The 20,355-nt window shown below is 30.2% G+C and carries 33 protein-coding genes and 1 other RNA gene; 13 read left to right on the top strand and 21 right to left on the bottom strand.

What is annotated here, in order from left to right; translation table 11 throughout:
• Positions 1-10: 10 nt before the first annotated feature.
• Positions 11-1,189, bottom strand: a complete 1,179-nt coding sequence (locus HA140_RS03600; RefSeq protein WP_209039769.1) for a pyridoxal phosphate-dependent aminotransferase — start codon at positions 1,187-1,189, stop codon at positions 11-13.
• Between the two features lie 161 nt (positions 1,190-1,350).
• On the opposite strand from HA140_RS03600, the gene HA140_RS03605 reads away from it, so the two are divergent.
• The 3 genes from HA140_RS03605 (at position 1,351) to HA140_RS03615 (ending at position 4,503) form a co-directional block, all read left to right on the top strand.
• Complete coding sequence (locus HA140_RS03605) at positions 1,351-1,854, top strand: uracil-DNA glycosylase (RefSeq protein ID WP_209039770.1); 504 nt, start codon at positions 1,351-1,353, stop codon at positions 1,852-1,854.
• 34 nt (positions 1,855-1,888) lie between these two features.
• Positions 1,889-3,106 (top strand): (E)-4-hydroxy-3-methylbut-2-enyl-diphosphate synthase, encoded by a 1,218-nt coding sequence (gene ispG, locus HA140_RS03610; RefSeq protein ID WP_025890605.1) that lies wholly within the window; start codon positions 1,889-1,891, stop codon positions 3,104-3,106.
• A gap of 62 nt (positions 3,107-3,168) precedes the next feature.
• Positions 3,169-4,503 carry a S41 family peptidase gene (locus HA140_RS03615; RefSeq protein WP_209039771.1) on the top strand — a complete coding sequence of 445 codons (1,335 nt, stop codon included), beginning with the start codon at positions 3,169-3,171 and terminating at the stop codon, positions 4,501-4,503.
• Here the strand turns inward: HA140_RS03615 and nadA are convergent.
• A complete protein-coding gene (gene nadA / locus HA140_RS03620; RefSeq protein ID WP_209040233.1) occupies positions 4,500-5,459 on the bottom strand; it encodes a quinolinate synthase NadA in 960 nt (319 codons plus the stop codon). The genes HA140_RS03615 and nadA overlap by 4 nt on opposite strands.
• A gap of 118 nt (positions 5,460-5,577) precedes the next feature.
• On the opposite strand from nadA, the gene HA140_RS03625 reads away from it, so the two are divergent.
• Complete coding sequence (locus tag HA140_RS03625) at positions 5,578-6,351, top strand: TIGR04168 family protein (protein WP_245156187.1); 774 nt, start codon at positions 5,578-5,580, stop codon at positions 6,349-6,351.
• A gap of 23 nt (positions 6,352-6,374) precedes the next feature.
• Here HA140_RS03625 and HA140_RS03630 read toward each other — a convergent pair whose 3' ends face one another.
• Complete coding sequence (locus HA140_RS03630) at positions 6,375-7,172, bottom strand: TPM domain-containing protein (protein ID WP_209039772.1); 798 nt, start codon at positions 7,170-7,172, stop codon at positions 6,375-6,377.
• A 31-nt stretch (positions 7,173-7,203) separates the two neighbouring features.
• Here HA140_RS03630 and HA140_RS03635 point away from each other — a divergent pair, with 31 nt between their 5' ends.
• A complete protein-coding gene (locus HA140_RS03635; protein WP_209039773.1) occupies positions 7,204-8,394 on the top strand; it encodes an SAM-dependent methyltransferase in 1,191 nt (396 codons plus the stop codon).
• On the opposite strand, the gene aroB is transcribed toward HA140_RS03635, so the two are convergent.
• Positions 8,391-9,482, bottom strand: a complete 1,092-nt coding sequence (aroB, locus tag HA140_RS03640; RefSeq protein WP_209039774.1) for a 3-dehydroquinate synthase — start codon at positions 9,480-9,482, stop codon at positions 8,391-8,393. The genes HA140_RS03635 and aroB overlap by 4 nt on opposite strands.
• Positions 9,483-9,607: 125 nt before the next feature.
• Here aroB and HA140_RS03645 point away from each other — a divergent pair, with 125 nt between their 5' ends.
• From HA140_RS03645 to HA140_RS03665, 5 genes are all read left to right on the top strand, one after another.
• A complete protein-coding gene (locus HA140_RS03645) occupies positions 9,608-10,798 on the top strand; it encodes a 5-(carboxyamino)imidazole ribonucleotide synthase (protein WP_209039775.1) in 1,191 nt (396 codons plus the stop codon).
• Between the two features lie 17 nt (positions 10,799-10,815).
• Positions 10,816-11,000, top strand: a non-coding RNA gene (ssrS, locus tag HA140_RS03650) — 6S RNA.
• Between the two features lie 161 nt (positions 11,001-11,161).
• On the top strand, positions 11,162-11,461 hold the full coding sequence (locus tag HA140_RS03655) for a DUF1651 domain-containing protein (RefSeq protein ID WP_209039776.1): 300 nt from the start codon (positions 11,162-11,164) through the stop codon (positions 11,459-11,461).
• A complete protein-coding gene (locus HA140_RS03660) occupies positions 11,458-11,598 on the top strand; it encodes a hypothetical protein (RefSeq protein WP_012007506.1) in 141 nt (46 codons plus the stop codon). The genes HA140_RS03655 and HA140_RS03660 overlap by 4 nt, the downstream gene beginning before the upstream one ends.
• Positions 11,573-11,740 carry a hypothetical protein gene (locus HA140_RS03665; protein ID WP_209040252.1) on the top strand — a complete coding sequence of 56 codons (168 nt, stop codon included), beginning with the start codon at positions 11,573-11,575 and terminating at the stop codon, positions 11,738-11,740. Before HA140_RS03660 ends, HA140_RS03665 begins: the two co-directional genes overlap by 26 nt.
• Before the next feature lie 123 nt (positions 11,741-11,863).
• Here HA140_RS03665 and HA140_RS03670 read toward each other — a convergent pair whose 3' ends face one another.
• The 4 genes from HA140_RS03670 to HA140_RS03685 form a co-directional block, all read right to left on the bottom strand.
• Positions 11,864-12,613: an NAD-dependent DNA ligase gene (locus HA140_RS03670; RefSeq protein ID WP_209039777.1), complete on the bottom strand. Its 750-nt coding sequence runs from the start codon at positions 12,611-12,613 to the stop codon at positions 11,864-11,866.
• The gene (locus tag HA140_RS03675) at positions 12,614-12,808 is read right to left on the bottom strand and encodes a hypothetical protein (protein WP_245156188.1); all 195 of its coding nucleotides are present in this window, start codon (positions 12,806-12,808) and stop codon (positions 12,614-12,616) included.
• A gap of 43 nt (positions 12,809-12,851) precedes the next feature.
• Positions 12,852-13,109 (bottom strand): Notch domain-containing protein, encoded by a 258-nt coding sequence (locus tag HA140_RS03680; protein WP_209039779.1) that lies wholly within the window; start codon positions 13,107-13,109, stop codon positions 12,852-12,854.
• Positions 13,110-13,178: 69 nt separating this feature from the next.
• Positions 13,179-13,415: a hypothetical protein gene (locus HA140_RS03685; RefSeq protein ID WP_209040235.1), complete on the bottom strand. Its 237-nt coding sequence runs from the start codon at positions 13,413-13,415 to the stop codon at positions 13,179-13,181.
• A 194-nt stretch (positions 13,416-13,609) separates the two neighbouring features.
• Between HA140_RS03685 and HA140_RS03690 the strand changes: the two genes are divergently transcribed.
• Positions 13,610-13,900 (top strand): DUF1651 domain-containing protein, encoded by a 291-nt coding sequence (locus tag HA140_RS03690; RefSeq protein ID WP_209039780.1) that lies wholly within the window; start codon positions 13,610-13,612, stop codon positions 13,898-13,900.
• A gap of 2 nt (positions 13,901-13,902) precedes the next feature.
• Complete coding sequence (locus HA140_RS03695; RefSeq protein ID WP_209039781.1) at positions 13,903-14,136, top strand: hypothetical protein; 234 nt, start codon at positions 13,903-13,905, stop codon at positions 14,134-14,136.
• A gap of 489 nt (positions 14,137-14,625) precedes the next feature.
• On the opposite strand, the gene HA140_RS03700 is transcribed toward HA140_RS03695, so the two are convergent.
• The 8 genes from HA140_RS03700 to HA140_RS03735 all read right to left on the bottom strand — a co-directional run bounded on the left by HA140_RS03700 (position 14,626) and on the right by HA140_RS03735 (position 17,197).
• Positions 14,626-14,805, bottom strand: coding sequence for a hypothetical protein (locus HA140_RS03700; protein WP_209039782.1), 180 nt, complete (start codon positions 14,803-14,805; stop codon positions 14,626-14,628).
• A gap of 6 nt (positions 14,806-14,811) precedes the next feature.
• Positions 14,812-15,009 (bottom strand): hypothetical protein, encoded by a 198-nt coding sequence (locus HA140_RS03705; RefSeq protein WP_209039783.1) that lies wholly within the window; start codon positions 15,007-15,009, stop codon positions 14,812-14,814.
• A gap of 98 nt (positions 15,010-15,107) precedes the next feature.
• The gene (locus HA140_RS03710; RefSeq protein ID WP_209039784.1) at positions 15,108-15,362 is read right to left on the bottom strand and encodes a chlorophyll a/b-binding protein; all 255 of its coding nucleotides are present in this window, start codon (positions 15,360-15,362) and stop codon (positions 15,108-15,110) included.
• A gap of 516 nt (positions 15,363-15,878) precedes the next feature.
• Positions 15,879-16,049: a hypothetical protein gene (locus tag HA140_RS03715; RefSeq protein ID WP_209039785.1), complete on the bottom strand. Its 171-nt coding sequence runs from the start codon at positions 16,047-16,049 to the stop codon at positions 15,879-15,881.
• 98 nt (positions 16,050-16,147) lie between these two features.
• Positions 16,148-16,360 carry a TIGR02450 family Trp-rich protein gene (locus HA140_RS03720; protein ID WP_209039786.1) on the bottom strand — a complete coding sequence of 71 codons (213 nt, stop codon included), beginning with the start codon at positions 16,358-16,360 and terminating at the stop codon, positions 16,148-16,150.
• 180 nt (positions 16,361-16,540) lie between these two features.
• Positions 16,541-16,750 carry a hypothetical protein gene (locus tag HA140_RS03725; protein ID WP_025955515.1) on the bottom strand — a complete coding sequence of 70 codons (210 nt, stop codon included), beginning with the start codon at positions 16,748-16,750 and terminating at the stop codon, positions 16,541-16,543.
• Complete coding sequence (locus HA140_RS03730; RefSeq protein ID WP_209039787.1) at positions 16,740-16,931, bottom strand: hypothetical protein; 192 nt, start codon at positions 16,929-16,931, stop codon at positions 16,740-16,742. Before HA140_RS03730 ends, HA140_RS03725 begins: the two co-directional genes overlap by 11 nt.
• 59 nt (positions 16,932-16,990) lie before the next feature.
• Positions 16,991-17,197, bottom strand: coding sequence for a hypothetical protein (locus HA140_RS03735; RefSeq protein WP_209039788.1), 207 nt, complete (start codon positions 17,195-17,197; stop codon positions 16,991-16,993).
• A 175-nt stretch (positions 17,198-17,372) separates the two neighbouring features.
• Here HA140_RS03735 and HA140_RS03740 point away from each other — a divergent pair, with 175 nt between their 5' ends.
• Entirely contained in the window at positions 17,373-18,038 is a 666-nt protein-coding gene (locus tag HA140_RS03740; protein WP_209039789.1) for an SDR family oxidoreductase, read from the top strand.
• Between the two features lie 540 nt (positions 18,039-18,578).
• Here HA140_RS03740 and HA140_RS03745 read toward each other — a convergent pair.
• The 5 genes from HA140_RS03745 to HA140_RS09400 form a co-directional block, all read right to left on the bottom strand.
• Positions 18,579-18,833, bottom strand: coding sequence for a hypothetical protein (locus HA140_RS03745; RefSeq protein WP_209039790.1), 255 nt, complete (start codon positions 18,831-18,833; stop codon positions 18,579-18,581).
• Entirely contained in the window at positions 18,833-19,060 is a 228-nt protein-coding gene (locus HA140_RS03750; protein WP_209039791.1) for a hypothetical protein, read from the bottom strand. Before HA140_RS03750 ends, HA140_RS03745 begins: the two co-directional genes overlap by 1 nt.
• 90 nt (positions 19,061-19,150) lie before the next feature.
• Positions 19,151-19,306 (bottom strand): hypothetical protein, encoded by a 156-nt coding sequence (locus HA140_RS03755; RefSeq protein WP_012007524.1) that lies wholly within the window; start codon positions 19,304-19,306, stop codon positions 19,151-19,153.
• Positions 19,307-19,321: 15 nt separating this feature from the next.
• Positions 19,322-19,573 carry a molecular chaperone DnaJ gene (locus tag HA140_RS03760; RefSeq protein WP_209039792.1) on the bottom strand — a complete coding sequence of 84 codons (252 nt, stop codon included), beginning with the start codon at positions 19,571-19,573 and terminating at the stop codon, positions 19,322-19,324.
• Between the two features lie 282 nt (positions 19,574-19,855).
• A complete protein-coding gene (locus tag HA140_RS09400; RefSeq protein ID WP_257469844.1) occupies positions 19,856-19,981 on the bottom strand; it encodes a hypothetical protein in 126 nt (41 codons plus the stop codon).
• Positions 19,982-20,355 lie beyond the last annotated feature (374 nt).

The raw sequence follows: 20,355 nt of genomic DNA on the forward strand, positions 1-20,355 counted from the left end.
TTTGTTTAAATTAATAGTATTCAGAGATTGCTTTTTCAATCCTTTGTAGTCCATCATGTATTTTTACCTCTGAAGCTGCGCAAGATATTCTTATATATTGATCAGCCCCAAAAGCTTTTCCGGGTACAACAACTAATCCGTAATCTTGAAGAGCTTTATTGCAGAAATCAACAGAAGTAATTGAGGAATTAGGTAATTTTGGAAATGCGTAAAATGCTCCGTTAGGTTCTTCAATATAAATACCATTTATATTATTAAGGCCCTCATAAAGAAGTCTTCTTCTATGATCATAATGGCTATTTATCATTGAGAAAAACTCATTATTAATTTTTAAAGCCTCTAAAGCACCTTTTTGAACAAAAGAGCAAACATTACTTGTACTTTGACTTTGTAATGCTGAGGATGCTTTTATTACATCTTTGGGACCTACTAAATAACCTATCCTCCAGCCAGTCATAGCCCATCCTTTCGCAAATCCATTTATTATAAAAATCCTATCTTTTAAGTCATTTGCTAATGAAGATAAACTGTAGTGTTTAAATTCTTTTTTAAGGATTAGTTCGTAAATCTCATCAGAAAGAATATTGATATTTGGATTTTCTCTAACTAAATCGGCAATTTGTAATAATTCTTTCTTTGATATAACTCTTCCAGTAGGATTATTTGGAGAATTGATAATTATAAATTTAGTTTTTGAAGAGATTTTAGACTTCAAATCTTCTATGTTTATTTTGAATCCATCTTCTGCTGAAGAATTTGTAAAAATTGGCTTCCCACCTGCCAATCTAACCATCTGGGGATAACTTAACCAATATGGAGAAGGAATAATAACTTCGTCTCCAGTATTTAACAAGACTTGGAAAAGATTATATATTGCTTGCTTAGCCCCATTTGTGACCATTACATTTTCAAATTCATAATTTAAATCGTTTTGAATTTGAAGTTTATTTGCAATTGCTTTTCGGAGATCTAAATTCCCCGCTGCGGGCCCGTACTTTGTAAATCCATCAAATATAGCTTTACTTGTAGCCTCTATGACTTCTTTTGGGGCATCAAAATCAGGTTCTCCTGCACTTAAATTGCAAATATCTACTCCTTCTGCAGATAATTGATTTGCTTTAGCACTTATCTGCAATGTAAGAGAAGGCTCAATTGAAAGTGCCCGATCAGATAAATTAACTTGACTCATTGACTTATGACTTTTCAAATATGACTTTTAATAATGACAAATGCATAAATTAAGAATAAATAAAACTATCACACAATGGTTTAATTTAGTTCATTTTCTTAATCTATTTTATTTTCATGTTTTGAGTTCTTAAGATAAAAATATTTAAAGTTTTATTTTCGGTGAAAAGGTTAGTAATTGGGAGAGGAAGTGTATTTGCAGATTTGGTAATAATTGGTGAAGCACCTGGAGCACAAGAAGATTTAGAAGGAAAACCTTATGTAGGTAAATCTGGTAAGTTATTAAACGAATTATTAATACATGCTGGGATTGACTATCAGAAGGATGTTTATTTTTGTAATGTAATTAAATGTCGTCCACCAAATAATAGAAAACCCACTAGTAGAGAAATTAATATTCATAAACCTTGGTTATTACAGCAAATAAAGCTAGTTGATCCAAAATTTATATTACTTACTGGTTCTACTGCAATGAGAGCTATTTTAGAAATTAAAGATCCTATAAGTAATTTAAGAGGTCAATGGATTCAAAAAGATGGGAGAGAAATTATGGTAATTTTTCATCCATCTTATTTGTTGAGATTTCCTTCAAAAGAAATCAATAAACCTTACCATTTAACTTTGAAAGACTTAGAGAATGTAAGTAGTAAACTATATGCCTTATAATTTAAAGAATCCTTTTTGAATATTAAGAATTTTAATGTCATTAACTCAATCAAAAGAGGTTAATAGTCTCTCCAAAAGATATTCAACTCATATTGAGAGAAGGATAACTAGAACTGTAATGGTTGGTGATGTAGCTATTGGAAGTGATTATCCAGTAAGAGTTCAATCGATGATAAATGAAGATACGATGGATGTCGAAAATGCCTACTTAGCAATCAAAAGACTTCATGATGTAGGTTGTGAAATAGTGAGATTAACGGTCCCTTCCTTAGCGCACGCAAAAGCAGTAGGAGATATTAAAGCAAAATTATTAGAAAATAATATAAATACCCCTTTGGTAGCTGATGTTCACCATAATGGTATGAAAATTGCAATGGAGGTTGCAAAACATGTTGATAAAGTAAGAATTAATCCTGGATTGTTTGTTTTTGAAAAATCAGACCCTACAAGAACTGAATATACAGATGAGGAATTTGAAACTATTAAACAAACAATACTTAAAAGATTTACCCCTTTAGTTGAAGTTTTAAAGGCTGAAAACAAAGCTCTAAGAATTGGAGTTAATCATGGATCTCTATCTGAGAGGATGCTTTTTACTTATGGAGATACTCCATTAGGAATGACAGAATCTGCGATGGAGTTCGTCAAAATTTGTGATGAGCTTGATTTTCATAACATAATTATTTCTATGAAAGCTTCAAGGGCACCTGTCATGATGGCAGCTTACAGAATGATTGCAGATAGACTTGACTCAGAAGGGTATAACTATCCCTTGCATTTAGGAGTGACTGAAGCTGGAGATGGTGATTATGGAAGGATTAAAAGTACTGCTGGGATTGGAACTCTTTTAGCAGAGGGATTAGGAGATACCATTAGGGTTTCTTTAACAGAAGCCCCAGAAAAGGAAATACCAGTGTGCTATTCAATTTTGCAATCTTTAGGATTAAGAAAAACAATGGTTGAATACATAAGTTGTCCTAGTTGTGGGAGAACACTTTTCAATTTAGAAGAAGTTGTAGATAAAGTTAGGAACGCTACTTCACATTTGACGGGGCTAGACATAGCAATTATGGGATGTATCGTTAATGGGCCAGGAGAAATGGCAGACGCTGATTATGGTTATGTTGGTAAAGGTAAAGGAACTATTGCCTTATATAGAAGGAAAGAAGAGATAAAAAGAGTACCCGAAGATGAGGGGGTTAATGCCTTAATCCAACTTATTAAGGATGATGGGAAGTGGATTGATCCTTAAGTATTTGTCAAAGTTTTGAAATTATAAATAAATTCTTTTTATAATATAAAAAAATGAATTTTTTGAAAATAAGAAAATTGCTTAAAAAAAAATTTATAATTCTCTTTGCGACAACCTTTTCTGGGTTATTTTTAAATAATTTTGCAGAAGCAACAGTTTTAAATAATAGTTATAAAGAAGTAATTGATCATGTTTGGCAAATTGTATATAGGGACTTTCTTGATTCAAGCGGAAAATTTCAAAAGTCTAATTGGATCAATCTAAGAAAAGAAGTTTTATCAAAAACATATTTAGATAGTAGTGAAGCATATGATGCGATTAGAGATATGCTTTCTAACTTGGATGACTCTTACACAAGATTTTTAGAACCTAAGGAACTTAATCAAATGAGAATCGATACTTCTGGTGAATTAACTGGAGTTGGTATCCAAATAGTTAAAGATGAAGAATCTGATGATTTAATAATTATTTCTCCTATAGAGGGTACACCTGCATTTGATGCTGGAATTAAAGCTAAAGATAAAATATTATCTATAGATGATATTTCTACTGAAGGTATGAATATAGAGGAGGCTGTGAAATTAATAAGAGGACAAAAAGGCACTAAAGTTAAGCTTGAAATTCTTAGAGGTTCTAGATCCTTTTTTAAGATTTTATCTAGAGAAAAGATTGAGATAAAATCTGTATCTAGTAAAGTCAATCAAACCAAAAACGGCCTATTAATTGGCTATGTAAGAATTAAACAATTTAATGCAAATGCATCAAAAGAGACGAGAGATGCTATTAAGGATCTAGAAACAAAAAAAGTTTCAGGATATGTTCTTGACTTGAGAAGTAATCCTGGAGGTTTATTAGAATCAAGCATTGATATCTCAAGGCACTTCATTAACGAAGGCGTAATAGTAAGTACAGTAAGTAAAGATGGTTTAAAAGAAACAAAAAGAGGTAACGGTCAAGCTCTTACAAAAAAACCCTTAATTGTCTTAGTTAATGAGGGTTCTGCTAGTGCTAGTGAAATAGTTTCTGGTGCAATAAAAGATAACAAAAGAGGAAAATTAGTTGGCAAGAAAACGTTTGGTAAAGGTTTAGTTCAATCTATGAGAACATTAGTTGATGGTTCAGGGTTAACTGTTACAGTCGCTAAGTATTTAACTCCTAATGGCACTGACATAAACAAATTTGGAATTATTCCCGATATAGAAGTAAAAATGAATATCAACCCTATTCTCCAAAGAGAGATTGGAACTAGAAAAGATAAACAATATAGAGCTGGTGAAAAAGAGCTAATAAATATAATTAATAGAAAGAAAAAGATAAGTGAATTTAAACCTAATACTAAAAACCTTAATGCATTCCTAAAAATCAATAATAAAGGTCAGGTATTTGCTTTTAATTAATTACTCATATCCAGCATTCTCTTTATTGGTACGTAGGCTTTTCTTATTATTTCTGGGTCAAGTTCGATAGACGGGGAATTATTTTTCAAACAATCAAGAATTTTTTCTAAAGTATTTAATTTCATATATGGACACTCGTTACATTTACAACCTTCAATATCTGGGACTTCAATAAAAATTTTGTTAGGTTCTTTCTTCTTCATTTGATGTATTATTCCAGGTTCAGTTAATACCATGTAAGTTTTAGATGGATCTTTACTGACGAAATCAAGTAGTTTACTCGTTGATCCAATAAAGTCTGAGAGAATTAGTAAATTTTGACTACATTCAGGATGAGCAATGACTTTAGATCCTGGATTTTGATATTTTAATTTTAGAAGTGCTTCTTCACTAAATGATTCATGAACAATGCAGCTGCCAGGCCATAATTTAAGATCTCTTCCTGAATTCTTTTGCACCCATCTCCCAAGGTTCTGATCTGGAGCAAAAATTATTTTTTTATCTTCAGGTATTTTTTTTACTAATGAGACTGCATTACTGCTTGTACATATCAGATCACTTTGCGCTTTTACTTCTGCAGTACAATTTATATAACTTACGACATAGTGATCTGGATTTTCTTCCCTAAATTTTTGAAATTTATCTGAGGGACAATCGTCTGCTAATGAGCATCCTGCTTCAATATCAGGTAAAAGGACTGTTTTATTAGGGCTAAGTATTTTTGCGGTTTCGGCCATAAAGTGAACTCCGCAAAAAATTATTATATCTGCATCATTATTGGCAGCTTTCCTAGATAGATCTAATGAATCTCCAATGAAATCTGCAATTTCCTGAATCTCTGGAGCTTGATAATAGTGCGCAAGAATAATGGCATTCGCCTTTTTGCAAAGCTCCTTTATTTCAGAAATCAAATCCTCTTCGTTTTGAACTGATTTCTGTTTTGCAGTAGAAGTTATACTGGTCAGGATTTAGAATATCTCTAAATAGATTATATGCCTTTAAACAGAAAAAATTCTGACAAATTTAAAAATTGCTATTGTTGGTGACTGTCATGGTCAATGGTCTGAATTAGACTTGAGAGTTTTATCGATTATTAAACCAAATATTGTTTTATTTGTTGGTGATATTTCTGATGGGAGTGTCAAAATAATTAAAAAAATAAATGAGATCAAAATTCCTACTTTTGTAATTTTAGGAAATCATGATAGAGGGAAGGATTCTACAGGCGAAACTCTCTCCAAGCAGATACGTGTTCTTGGTGGAAAATATTGTGCATGGGATTTGAAAGTTTTTAATAATCAAATAAATTTATTGTCTGCGAGACCATGTAGTTCTGGAGGAGGTTATTATCTTTCAAAAGAAGTAAAAGGCGTTTATGGACCGGTAACCGAACAAGATTCAATAAATAAAATTATCAAATGTTCGGAAAATACTGTTGAAGATATACCTTTAATAATTATGTCGCATGCTGGCCCTTCGGGTTTAGGCTCGGAACCTAAAAGCATTTGTGGGAAAGACTGGAAATTACCCTCTTTAGATTGGGGAGACAGAGATTTATCTGTGGCTATTTCTCAAATACAAAAAAGAAGAAAAATTGATCTTGTAATTTTTGGTCATATGCACAATAGGCTTAAAAGAAATCTTGGTTTAAGAGAGATGTTTAAAATTGATAGCAAAGGAACAATTTATTTCAACACGGCTGTAGTTCCAAGATATAAAAATGATGATGATGGGAAATTACTAATTAACTTTTCATGGATTGAGTTTGAAAAAAATCAATTAATACATGTTTCGCATCGATGGTATTCAGAGTCTGGTGAGATTTGTGAAGAAAATAAATTTCTTTAGAATAAGATATTTTTGACCATATTTTAAGTATTATTCGGCTTTTCATATCTTGAAAATAATGTTTGAGACAAGATATAACCCGCAATTCCTGCGGCTGTAAAAGCTAAACTATTTTTAAATAAAGGTAATAAATCATTTGTTCTGGATATGATCGGTGCCAAACCAAAAATTCCAAATAACATTCCCCATAAAGGGGAAAGAAGAGCCAAAAAACCAATCGATATGACTTGACCTTCTTTTCTTGGGGCAGAAGCAAAACCTGCCACTAAACCTCCAAGAATAGATGTACATAAAGTCCATATATATTGTTCTTTGGGTAGGCCAGGGACAACTTGACACCCTCCTCTCTCAAGGCAAATCTTTACTGAATTAATTGCATCTAGTACTGCGCCATCCTCACCGTGATCTTTTACATAATATTGATTGCCAAATCTTGTTTGAAGTTCAACCCAAAATAACCTTGGCATAAAATTAAAATAAGCCTCTCCGACATTAAAGTTCAATAAATTTCCTCCTCTAGGATCTGCGACTATCAATAAACTTGTCTCATCTAAATCCCAATAGTCCTTTATTGCACTGCCAGGGGAGCTCTCAAACTGAGATAAATATTTAATTTTCCACCCACTTTCAATTTCAAGATTATTGAGCTTGTTTTCTAAAGATTTTTTCTGATTAGGGCTTAATGTTTTAGCTAAATCAATTACTGGTGTTTTTTCTTCTGGCAAGAGATTGGGATTATTTATAGCGAAAACGGGTTTATGTGAAATTAAAACTAATATAGATAGAAATATTCCCAATAAATAGTTAATCTTTGAAGGCATAAATAAGTTTTGTTTCTTTATATTTTCGCCGATGAATAGCTTACCCGCGAATAATCCAGATTGGTTAGTAAAAAAAATAATAAAAATGGGTGGGACCATAAGTTTTTATGACTATATGAATTTTGTTTTAAATGATCCTTCTAATGGTTATTACGGTAGCGGCAAAGCTGAGTTGGGTGTTCGAGGGGATTTTGTCACATCACCATCTTTATCTGATGATTTTTCTTTTTTGGTTGGTAAACAAATAGAAGATTGGTTAAATCAGTTCAAAAGTAGTTTTTTATCTAATCACAAATTAGTTGTAATTGAATTTGGAGCTGGAGATGGAACCTTTATGAGTGGATTAATTAAATATTTTTTAGAAAGCAGCAAGAATTTTTTGGAAGGGGTTTCATTTGTAATTATTGAACCTAATGAAGGGATGGCAGAAAAACAAAAAAATAAATTGGAGGAATTTTTAAACTTAGGCATTGATATTTTATGGAAACGTTTGGAAGAATTAGAGGAAAATAATATCAATGGAATAGTTATAGCGAATGAGGTTTTGGACGCTTTGCCGGTAGAGAGAATAATCTTTTCAAAAGGAAAATTACTTCGACAAGCTGTATCTATAGACAAAAAATCTGATAAATTATTTCTTGATGAAATGCCAATTACAATTGAATTGGGAAAAAGTATCGAACTTGCTAAAAGTGAGTTGGGAATCTCTATTCCGCCTGAAGATGCTCTTGAAGGATGGACGACAGAATGGCATATAGATAATTCAAAATGGTTAAAAGCTATTTATGGAAAAATTAATAATGGTATTTTATTGATAATTGATTACGCTAAAGAAGCTAAAAAATACTACAACTCTAAGAATTCTGATGGGACGATAGTTTCATATGAAAATCAAAAAATGATTAATAATGTCCTAAATTCACCTGGGAATTGCGATTTAACATCTCATTTGTGTATAGAAACTTTAATTAATGGCGCTGAGACTCTTGGATTTAATACTGTTGGAATCGCTAAACAAGGAGAAGCTTTGTTGGCACTTGGATTAGCAGAGAGACTTTATGGAATTCAGAAGGAGTTTAAGGAGGATTTATCAAATGCTCTTTTAAGAAGAGAGGCATTACTTAGACTCGTTGATCCTGTATGTTTAGGTGATTTTAAGTGGTTTGTTTTTAATAAGTTTAAGGGTACGGAAATGAATATAAATTCAATCTGTTTGCGTTAAGAAAAGAATTTTAAAAATAATGAATCCTCTACGTCATCATATATATCTACTGCGCCAATTTCTTTCGGTAATATAAATCTCATTTTGCCATTACGAACTTTTTTATCGCCCATAAGTATTGTAAGAACATCTTCTTTGTTTATTTTGGGGATCTTGGTAGGAAGATCGTAACTCTTCAAAAGATTCTTCTGCCTTTCTAATTCTTCTTTAGACCATAACCCTTTCGAAATTGCTATTTCCCCCGCAATATTCATACCAATTGATATTGCCTCACCATGTAGAAATTTGCCGTATCCACATAAATTTTCAATAACGTGACCAAAAGAATGGCCATAATTCAATATTGCTCTAACACCATTTTCATGTTCGTCTTCAGAAACAATATGAGACTTTGTTTTTATTGAACTATTAATTATTTTAATTAGATAATCATTCTTGAGATTTATAAGTTCATTCTTGTTTTTTTCGATTTCTAAGTATTCGAAAAGTTCTTTATCTCTTATTACTCCGTATTTTATTACTTCGGCCATGCCTGCATTGAATTCTCTTTTGGGCAAACTTTTTAGAGTTTCCGGATCAATAAAAACTGCTTTTGGTTGATTGAAAGCTCCAATTAAATTCTTACCTTTTGGATGATTCACTCCTGTTTTTCCTCCTACAGATGAATCAACCATTGATAATAATGTTGTTGGAATCTGAATATATTCGATACCTCTAAGCCAAGTAGCTGATGCGAAACCACTTACATCTCCAACAATTCCTCCTCCAAGGGCAATAATTATTGAATTTCTGTCTAAGCCAAATTCAAATGCAACATCATATATTTCACTTAAGGTTTTTAAGTTTTTATATGATTCTCCAGCCTTGATAAGGAACATTTTGGCCTGAAATTGATTATCTTTTAAATTATTTAAGAATTTTTCTCCATACAAATTTGATATTTCTTCATTTGAAATCACAAGTATTTTTCTATTCTTTGTTATTCCAATTCTTAAAAGTTCTTCGCTGATATTATTCAGTATCCCTGCTTCTATTGTTACCTCGTATGACTTATCACCTAATGGGACTAATATTTTTCTCTTATTCACAATTGATTACCCAGTTAAAATTTAAAAATATTTGGTATTAAATACTTTATATATTAGCAAAATCTAAGCTCTAGATACTTAAAAATTCAGTTGTTAAGAATTAGAAATGGTAATAAAATCATTCTATGAGTTTTAAAAAAAATATAAACGATATTAAGAAAAATTATTCCCTAGGAATAATTGGAGGTGGCCAACTGGCTTTGATGTTAACCGAAGCAGCAAAAAAAAGAAATTTAGAAGTATGTGTGCAAACAAAATCTTGTGATGATCCTGCTGGATTAAAAGCAGATCATGTCATAGAAGCTGATCCCTTAAAGATAAGAGGCAATAAATCATTAATTAATGAATGTGAAAAAATAATTTTTGAAAATGAATGGATAAAAATTGATAAATTAAATTTAATCGATAATAAAGATATTTTTGTTCCAAGCCTTAATGCAATTAAGCCATTAGTAGATAGGTTTTCTCAAAAAAAATTAATAGATAGAATGAATATCCCCTGTCCAAAATGGATAAGTATTGAAGATTTTAAAAATCTCTCAGATGAGGAAGTCAGTAGTTGGACCTTCCCTCTAATGGCAAAATCAAATAAAGGTGGATATGACGGTAAAGGGAACAGAAAAATAAATACAAAAGAAGATTTAGATTCTTTTTTAACAGAGAATAATTCTGATGAATGGTTAATAGAAGAATGGATAGAGTATGAAAAAGAACTTGCTCTTGTTGGTTCGAGAGACAGGACCGGTAAGATAAGATTTTTCCCAATCGTTGAGACATTCCAATTAAACCATGTCTGTGATTGGGTTCTTGCTCCTGGAATAAATGAATATGATTTGAACTTATTTGCAATAAATATTTTCTCTTCAATAGTTAATGAACTTAATTACGTTGGAGTTTTAGCTATTGAATTCTTCTATGGAGATAATGGTCTTTTAATTAATGAAATAGCTCCTAGAACACATAACTCAGCACATTTCTCTATTGAGGCTTGTACTTCAAGTCAGTTTGATCAATATGTTTGCATTTCTTCTGGGATAATGCCACCGGAAATCAAAATGAACTGTGAAGGGGCGATTATGATAAACCTATTGGGATTAAAAAAGAATTTCCCGATTTCAATGGAAACGAGAGTCAAAATGTTATCTGAAATTGAGGGTTCTAATATTCATTGTTATGGCAAATCTCGCGAAATTCTGGGAAGAAAAATGGCTCACATCACATTTTTATTAAATGGTAAAACGCATATAGAAAGATATGATGAAGCTCAAGTTTTATTAACTATGGTAAGAGACATTTGGCCATCTCCAAATGCATAAAAAAATAAGTTAAAGTTAGAATACTGGATCTTTGGTCAAGTTCTTCTTTATGTGCTCTGATCTGACTCTCTTTCGACATGAGGAGACTGTCGTGGTGCGGTAGTAAACCGATCTTGTAATCGGAAACGAAAGCCCACTTTGAATCCTCTTCTGGCATTTCCAGGTCGATGCAGCAGAGAACTGACGGGGATCCGGTGTTACCTATCAAAATGCTTGTTATAAAAGGCTTTTGGTAGGTATTTTATTTTTTAGGAATAGCTGAGCTGTTTTCACTCTCTATCAGCGTAAATTATTTGTTGCCAAAACACTTGACGATTCATTTCTAATGTATTTATATTAATAGTACATATGTATTAGCAAGAAATGACTTTAGGAGGAGCTAATGTTTGGACTAATTTTTCTTACGGTTATCGTAATGAGTCCCCAAATGGTTGGTTGCTTAGCCCAGACCGCAGCAGATTAATTTTATTCGTGAGGAATAAAAAATCCCCAAGAAATAGTATGAGAATTTTTGCTCATACATATTATGCAAATGATCTTGGTGAGCCAATTGCAATTAAATCATCCACTCAAATGTATTTGGATAATGCTTGGGATAAATGGCATGACCTTCAATTAGAAGGCTGGACTTTTGAAGAACTTGAATTACCTGAATCACTATGACTAACTTAAATCCAATCAAAAAGAAACTATCAAAAGCAGATAGAAAGATATCTATACAAGACCCATCAAAATTATTAGCAGAATTTTTTAATGGTGTTGTTATTGAACTTGATGAAGAATACAAATATGACTCATAAAGAATTGATAGATCAAGTTTCCGCAAATTTATTTAAGCAAAGTGGAAAGTTAGAAAGCAGAAGATCTTGGTTGGCAATGAGAAATTATCTCGAGCAATTAGACAGCGAACAACTTAAATCCATGCTTGAGGACCGCGGATGATTTAAAAACTTTATTTAGTTTTAATTTTTTTGTTAATTCTTAGAAAACCATAAGTTCCAAAACCAACCAAAAACATGTCCAGGTAAATATGCCAAGTAGGAAAAATCTGATGTATTAATTCCATTAACTTTTTATAGCAACCTGCCAATAAGGATAATCTAAATTTGATTTTTCTCTAATTAATTGTAATTTTCTAGAATTTATTTTTACTACTATTCCATCTGTAGGATATTTACTAAAAAGCTTCCCTTCCAGCCATTGTTTTCTAAATATTTCAACTTGGCTCGTAAAGTTGCATGAAATATCTTGAGGGATTGTGAAGCCTAGCTTAGAAAGACTCTTTTTGGACTCATATTGGTTAAGTGTTGAATTAAGTATTTGAAATGCGCAGAAGCTAAGACTTTCAGAAAATCCTTCTTTAGCTCTTAGAAATCCAGAAGAGATTCTCTGTGAGATATTTGGACTTTGGTTGGGTGCATATAATTCACCTCTAACTTGAAGAACTCCTCGTAAAGGGAGATCATTGGGAATGCCCTGGACATTAATAATTTTACTAGTAACGTCTGTCCCTTCTCTTGAAATTGCTTTCTCCAAGGTCCCATTCCTATATTGCAAAGCAATAGCACAACCATCAATTTTAGGTTCAATTAATAATCTGGTATCTACTAATAATCCTTTCAAAAATTCATCTATTGAATCCTTTACTAATGAAGGTAAAACTAGTTTATTTTTCTTTTTAAAGTAATCACAATTAGGATTTATTCTTAATAAATTCTTTTCAAGTTGGTCGAACTGCTTATCAGAGATTAAAGCATTACCATTTCTATAATTATAGTCATACCATTCAATTCGTTCTTCTAAATAAGTCTTCATTTAATAAGATGGCTTAAGTTTTTGGCTGGGCATCCAACTTGGTTTATCTATAATCCATTTTTCTCTATCTTCATATTTAACAGTCCATAAAAGAAATGAAGAAACTTGTTTTAGAGATATGCCAACCAGGTATCGTGTTTTGGGACTTATTGATATGAATCCAAATATTAATATCAATAAAATAAGTTTAAACATACCCTTAATCATCTAAAAAACTCAGCGTAATTTTGCAAACTTTTTAATTAATGCAATTCTTATAACCTTCTATCTTCGCCAGTTCTTTAATATTCAAACCTGTTTCGTCTAATAAAGTTTCTCCGATATCGTCCTTATTAAACTTAGTTAATGCTCCATTAATAGAGTACTTAATACATTGGTTTTTGTATTTTGCTTCTTTGACAATAGGAGATAAATAAAAACCAAACAAGATAATAAAAGCTCCATAGGTTACAACTTTTCTATGGTTTTTCCACCATTCATAAAATTTATTGGACACGAAAAATAAATCACTAACCTCTATTTTAAATTGATTGTCAACAATTTACTTTAGTAATTGAAGGATTGCTTAATTTATTGTTTTTTGATTAATAGATTTAATCCAAGAATAATATCTTGATTTTCTAATCCTTTGCTCTTTAGAGACTAATCTATCCGCAGATTCTAGGGGTGATTCTCCTTCCTCAACTTTTGTTGTAATAGATATACCAAAACCTTTTGCTTCAATTTTTGCGATGCCTCCCTCTAAAAAAAATAAAAAAGACCAACCTTTGTTCCATCCTAAATAGAAGGGGTTTCGATGCATTACATTTTTTTTGATATTCTCTTTAAATAATATTTTCCTTTTCAAGGAGTTACTTGTATACACTATTACCAAATAAAAAAGTTTATGGAGGATTATTTCTGGAAAGTAATTTTAGTATTTAAATAATTACTTGGAGGGATACTTGACGTCAACGAATAGTACATTTATATTAATAGTACAACTGTATTATCTTTATGAATTCAGGAGTCGCTAATGTTCGGACTTATTTTTATCGTGGCAGCCTTATTGACCCCCCAACTGGCTGGTTGTTTAACAAAAAAAGTGGTTTATTAATTTTTTTTGAGAGTTATAAGAAATCTGTATCTAATAACTTAAAGGTATATACGCATCTTTTCTATGCAAATGAATTAGGTGAACCAGCCCAAATTAAAAATTCAAGACTTCATTCTATTGAGTGTGCTTGTGAAACATGGAATGAATTAATTTTAGGAGGTTGGCAAATTGTTACTAATAAATTCCAGTAATCATGACCGAGGTAAATCCTTCAAAATGGGAATATCTAAAGCCATCTACCCTAAAACGAAAACGAACAAAGATTTGTATTACTTGCAATCACTTTCGCTACAGCACCACAGAAACTTTTGCTACTATATTGATCTGTCCAAGATACGAAAAACGCATACCACAGGGTTATCATTTACTTAAAGGTTGTGAGTATTGGCAAAAAAATAGAACGATATTTTCTCCTGAAGCATCTTAATTACTCTCTAATTAAAATTCTCTAGGTAGAGATATTTAATTATGTAAACAAAGCATTATTTTATACAACTTAAAAAATTCTTTTTAAGTATTTTTGAAACATGATTCAATTTTACTTCTCCATATTTTTATTAGTAGTGCTTACATTTTTTGCACTTTTATTAGATGCACCAGAATTGGCTTCTTTAATTCAAACATTCTAGAAAATAATAAATCAGCATTTTTACTGATTTACTTTTTTTATAAGTAAGGCTTAGGTTTAACTTGTTGAATAGGAGGGATCTAATGATTGACAGTCCACCAGAGGAGTTAGATTATAAAATTTAAATCTAGATAAAACTAATGCTAAATCTGGAATGAATCTTCTATTTTAGGTTCATTCCTTTTTAATTTCTTTCTAAAAACTATAAATATTAAATTTTTAAAGTAAAAAATCTGTTTATATTAAGATGATTTGATGGCAAAGTTACATCTTAGATAGTGGCTAACTTTACCTGAATCCAAAAGTTTTTTGTTCTTCTTTTTCTTCCCATTCATTAATAATTAGTTTTAGTAAACTTTTTACTTCTAAATTAGAAGCATCTGTATCTTTTTGAAGATTTATACAAATGTTTTTTATTTCCTCATAAGCATTATCAATTAAGATTGTTTTTTGATCTGGATTCGCCATTGAATTTCAAAAAGCCCCATTACAGTTGAATCCACTGCAGTTAATAATCCTAAAAATAATTTTTACAAAATTGTGGAATCTTTCATCAAAAAAAAATGCCCAAGTCGTAAATATTGCAAAACTAGAAACAACGAAAGCAGCATATTGAAGCCAATGTATTCCATAGCGGTCAATCCCATTTTTATCAAAATCAGTATTACTCAATTGTTTTTTTTTCTTATAATAAAAAATTTTTTTTAAAAAAAGGAGAGTTTGTTTTAAACGAGAGATTTTTTTAATTGAGTCTTAATTCTATTGATAACTTAAATTAAACCAGGTATTATCCATCCAAAAAACCCGTAGTTTATTATTAAAGCTAAAAACCCAATCATAGCTAATCTCCCGTTTGTTATTTCAGCATTTTTCCAATACTTGCCAATATAGTTTTTCATTTTTTTTGAATTCTTACTTATCAAGTAATTCGGCTCTAGAGGCTCCTGTAACCTTTTAATCGCGTATAAAGAGAATTGGATTGTAATAGCTATAATAACAATTATAAAACTAGTAAGAGCATCCATTTTTAAATTTCATATGTGATCAATTGTTAGGTCAAAGAGTAAATTTGTATTTATCAAAAATTCCTGGTACCTGCTTTATATGCAGAGGAACCCATGCCTAAATTATTAATAAATGTAACATATTTAAAAAAAAATAGTATGAATTCTTACATTTTCTTTGGATTTCACATTTTATACTTCATAAGTGTGTCATTTATGTATCAGAAAATTCAATCATTGGTTATGATAGGATTAGAGTTAGTTTTAAAGTATTATTTCTCCAATTCAATAAAGTATTGAAAATTTTTTTAATAGGAATATATTGTTAATGTTACTTAGAGTAATTTAAATAACTAGAAATGATTATTTCTGCTTGATTTCGGGAAGGTAGAATCTATTGCCTAATGTATAACCTATTGACATAAGTACGAACCCAATAAGTTGAGGTAAATGAGAATTTGCAAGAGAGATTTTTTCAATCATTTCTCAATCTATAAAATAATATAATAATAAAAAATATTTAATTCCGTAAATCGATCATTTTTTTGATTCTTTAATCTCTCCAGATTTTTTTAGTGAATTAACAAGCCTTTCATTTTCTGTTTTTAAATTTTCTAATGCAGATTTTGTAAATTGTTCTTTAGCCTCAAATCTTGCTGAACTTATAACTTTTTTATTAGGCAGTTTTTTATTCGGTTCTGGCTTCATATTAAAGTGCTTTTTAAAAATCTTATAAGTTATTTTTTTTGTATTAGGTATTATTTTTTACAGTTTTCTGGTTAATAATATTTGTTTACATAAACAAATTAATCTTTATCTTTTGGAAGCCTTAACCAACCAGTAGTCCATCCTGATTTTAGTTTTGCCCATGAGATCCTTTTAATATCTTTTTTATTTTTTGTAGGAAAAATATCAACCCATCTATTTTCATTTTTACCACCATAAGCTTTAACTTGAAAATGCCTATTACCATTAATGGTTTTTGGTGCAGTCCAACAAAGAGTGGGAGGCCATTTCATTAGAAATCTTTAAACTTTAAAAACTAAAGGTTGCTTTGCCCAGTCAAAACTAAACCATAATATGCAACCGTACCAAGAATAAGTATGATACCAAGTATTCTAATAATCATGCTTAAATATTTTTAAATTCAGGTCATATTAAAGAAGTTTTATAAATTTGAGTTGAAGATTTAATATTTTCTAATTTTTCCTTTTTTTATTTCTAACTATGGAGTGGCAAGATTCAGGATGCCATTCATTCTGAATCTTGCCAATAAAATCATAAATAAATGAATCGGGACATCCAGTTTCTTTTTGAAGTTCTGAAAGTTCTTCTTTAATGAATTCATAAACTCTCGTTATTACCCCTAAATTTTCTTCTTGGGAGGGGGCCCATTTTTTATTCTCCATTATTATTTTTTAAATTATTTTCCACAATATCGTAATAGGTTATGTCTCCATAATCAGCATCTGAACAACATAAATCTCCATATAGTTCCTCTAATAAATCGTATGCATCTGAATACTTGTCAAAACTTTGAGAGGTTAATTCGTCATCTTTTCCATCAATTCTAATTATTTTGTAGGTCATTTTTTACTTAGAAGCAAAAAGTATTTTTTTATTCTTAGATTATCTTATTAATAAAAATCTTATTTAGTAGTATTAGTTGGGTAAAGCTTCTGAATTTTGTTTTTCTGAATTTCTATTTTTTTTCGTTCATATTTTTTTGCCATTATTTTCCTAATAAATAGTTGTGGGATAAGCCAAACTAATGCAATAGCTATAGCCATGAAAGGAGGATTTCTCCACGTTAACCTGATAATCTGTTGTATAGTTTCTTGATTGAAAATTTCCATATATTAAATCTTAATGATAAAGATATCTTTGTTTTATTTTTTATTTAATCATTTAAATAATAAAACTAATCATAACCTTTAAAAATCTAATAAGGAATTTTATAAATTTTTTCTTTTTCTAGTTTGTTTATTTTATATTTGGATTTAGATTAATTTTTTATTTTTTAGTTTAGAGATGTCGACTTATCTAATAACAGGATCAAATAGAGGTATTGGATTAGAACTATGTAGGCAAATTCATAAAAGGGGAGATAATGTAATTGCTACGTGTAGGAAAGCTTCAAAAGAACTTAGAGATTTAGGAGTGAGAATTGAAGAGAATGTAGAAATTTCCTCGGATGAGTCGATAACAAATTTGTGTAAAAAACTATCTGGAGTTAATTTAGATTGCTTAATTCATAATGCAGGAATTTATGAATTTAATTCTTTCGAAAACTTAGATAAAAAAAATATTTTGCGGCAATTTGAAGTCAATGCATTGAGCCCAATATGTATGACTAAATCACTTAAACATCTTTTAAAAAGATCTTCTAAAGTTGCATTTATCACAAGTAGAATGGGATCTATTGAAGATAATACATCAGGAAGCTCTTATGGTTACAGGATGTCTAAAGTTGCCTTGTCGATGGCAGCAAAATCTCTTTCAATAGATTTATCAAGAGAAGATATTTATGTGGCTATTTTGCATCCTGGGTTAGTGAGTACAAGAATGACTGGATTTACAAGAAATGGAATTAGTCCTGAAGAATCAGCAAATGGCCTCTTAAAGCGTATTGATTCTTTAAATAAAAGTAACTCAGGTACTTTTTGGCATGCCAATGGAGAAGTTTTGCCCTGGTAAAATCTTTCCATTCGTATTGAAGAGATTTAAGATTTATGTCGTTAATTTGTTAAAAAACTTTTAAATTTTTAACGAATTTCTTTCCTTGTTTAATACTTTTAGTTATCTTTAAAAAAACATTAGTAAAGGAGGTGATTCATTGTCGTATCTACCGAAAAATGCGGTTATCATAGAGACCGTGAATTCAGTATCTTCATCACATTCATCGGTCTCTTTTTCTTTAATTAAGAAAAAAGGTTTTATTATCAATAGATTTATATAAATCAATCACATAATAATCAAAGGCTCTTCATCTCAAGTAGTTGTAGAGCTTTTTTTTTGAATTTAAATAGTCTTTCAAAATGTACTTTATCTTTTTTGGCCAAAGTAAATTAAGGCTAAAAAAGATAAAGTGCTTACTAAAGCGATTAAGTACCACCCAGTTGAGGAGTTGCTAGTTACTTCTGTCATTTATTTTGATTTATCGGAGGAATTGATTATTTGAGTGAAAATCACAATTGAAATCATTAAAAAAAATAAAAGGATATAAGTTACGTTCATTTATAGAAAAATGCTAATTATCAAAAAGATGATTCCTAGAACTACCGTAACAATTGCTCCATCTACCAATAAGTCTTTCCATGTATAACTTTTAAGCATCCTTGTTTTATCTTCTTCACTCATAAGGTTTTTTAACCACGTCCAATCTAAAAGCTGTGTCATTGCAACACCAAAAATTAAGTGACCAAACAAAATACCAATTAGATCAATTCTAGAAATTTGTCTAGTGAGATTTGTAATAATAAAAAAGTCCACTAGCTTTTTTCTTTATTAGATAAAGCTCCACCTTCTTCTTTGTATTTTTTCCAAGCTTCACTTAATTTTGCTTTAGAGAAGTTTTGTTTCCCCTCAGAGAATTTATCTTTGAGATTATTAAAACTTTTTGTTAGTTCTTTTTTTGTTGGTTCATCAAGAAAGTTTGATGTTAATTTCCATAAGTACCAGCTACTTGCTAGAAGAAGAATTAATCCCAGTAATTGCATATTGGTTTTTTTTCTATGCTACAACTTTTTAAATGGTTTCGATAAATTACTTATTTAATAACCGCAGAGTTTTTTTGACCTAAATAAAAATTAAAACTTTAACCAGTGGAAAAATATTCTATCCAGCAGCCATATAGTTAAACCCCCTTCCAGGAAAGCCAACCAGTACATCCCATAATCAGAAAACCCCATTTGTTCTTTTACTGTTTTAATTAATTTTTTGTGAGCTTGAATGAGATCTTTCATGAACAATCAAATTTTTTAAACCTGCTTATTTTCTTTAATTAGAAAACCTTTCCCATAGCAAGATAGACAAGTTTTAGTCTCATCTAATGAAATTCTTAGAAAACCTGCTCCATTACATCTAAAGCAATTTAATTTAGAAGTTGAGTAAAGTTTTGACTTGATTTTAGCAGCTCGGTTTAAGTAAGAAACAGTTTCTTTACGACCGTTTGCTTGAGCAGCTTTATTCAAAAGCTTTTTATAATTGGCTTTTAGTTCTTGGGCATTCATCTTTTGATAGAAACAATGATTCTGAGACAGGGAAAATAAATTGTTTATAAAAATAAAAAACTAGAAATTTTCCGTTTATATTTATGATCTAATCTCTTACTGAGATTTAAATAATATAACTAGGATTTGATTTATATGTTTTGTATCTGCAGTATTAACTTGTATATTTAATAGAAATTTTATATTTGGCAAATTAAGAATATTTTGAGTAATCATTATTGCTCCCTAGAAAGGAATTTTTGAAAATTTTGTTGTTTAAAAATATTTTTTTGCTCAAATAAATCATCCAGCCTTTTTGAGGTTTTTTACTAAAAAATCATTTTCATTAGTAAGAACTTGGAGCTTAGATTTTTCTAACTCTTTTCTGATTTCGGGATTCAAATCCTTTTTTGTCTCATTTTGATTCATAAGATTTGTTCTTAAAATTATTTAAAAGACCGTTGAGATCATAGTGATCTAAAAAAAAATTTGTGGATAGTTTTTTACTAAAAGAGGATAATATTTTATTTTGCACATAGAAATTCAAATTTAATCAACATATTGTGGAAAACCCTGTTGAAAAACGCTTAAAAAGTGGATAACTCTTCGGGAGCATGATCAAAACAAGCTTTTCTGGAAAAATTTTAAGTATTAATACTTCATCAAAAAAAAATAAAATATAGTTTAAAAAGTAACATAATCTCTTGTTATAACTGTGGGATCATTACTTTTTGAAAAAGATAAATTTTCTATATCAGAAGCTCATGTTGATAAAAAATTTAAAAAGTTTTTTCTTCATGATG

It is taken from the genome of Prochlorococcus marinus CUG1417, from assembly GCF_017695975.1.
Taxonomy (GTDB): Bacteria; Cyanobacteriota; Cyanobacteriia; order PCC-6307; family Cyanobiaceae; genus Prochlorococcus_A; species Prochlorococcus_A marinus_AG.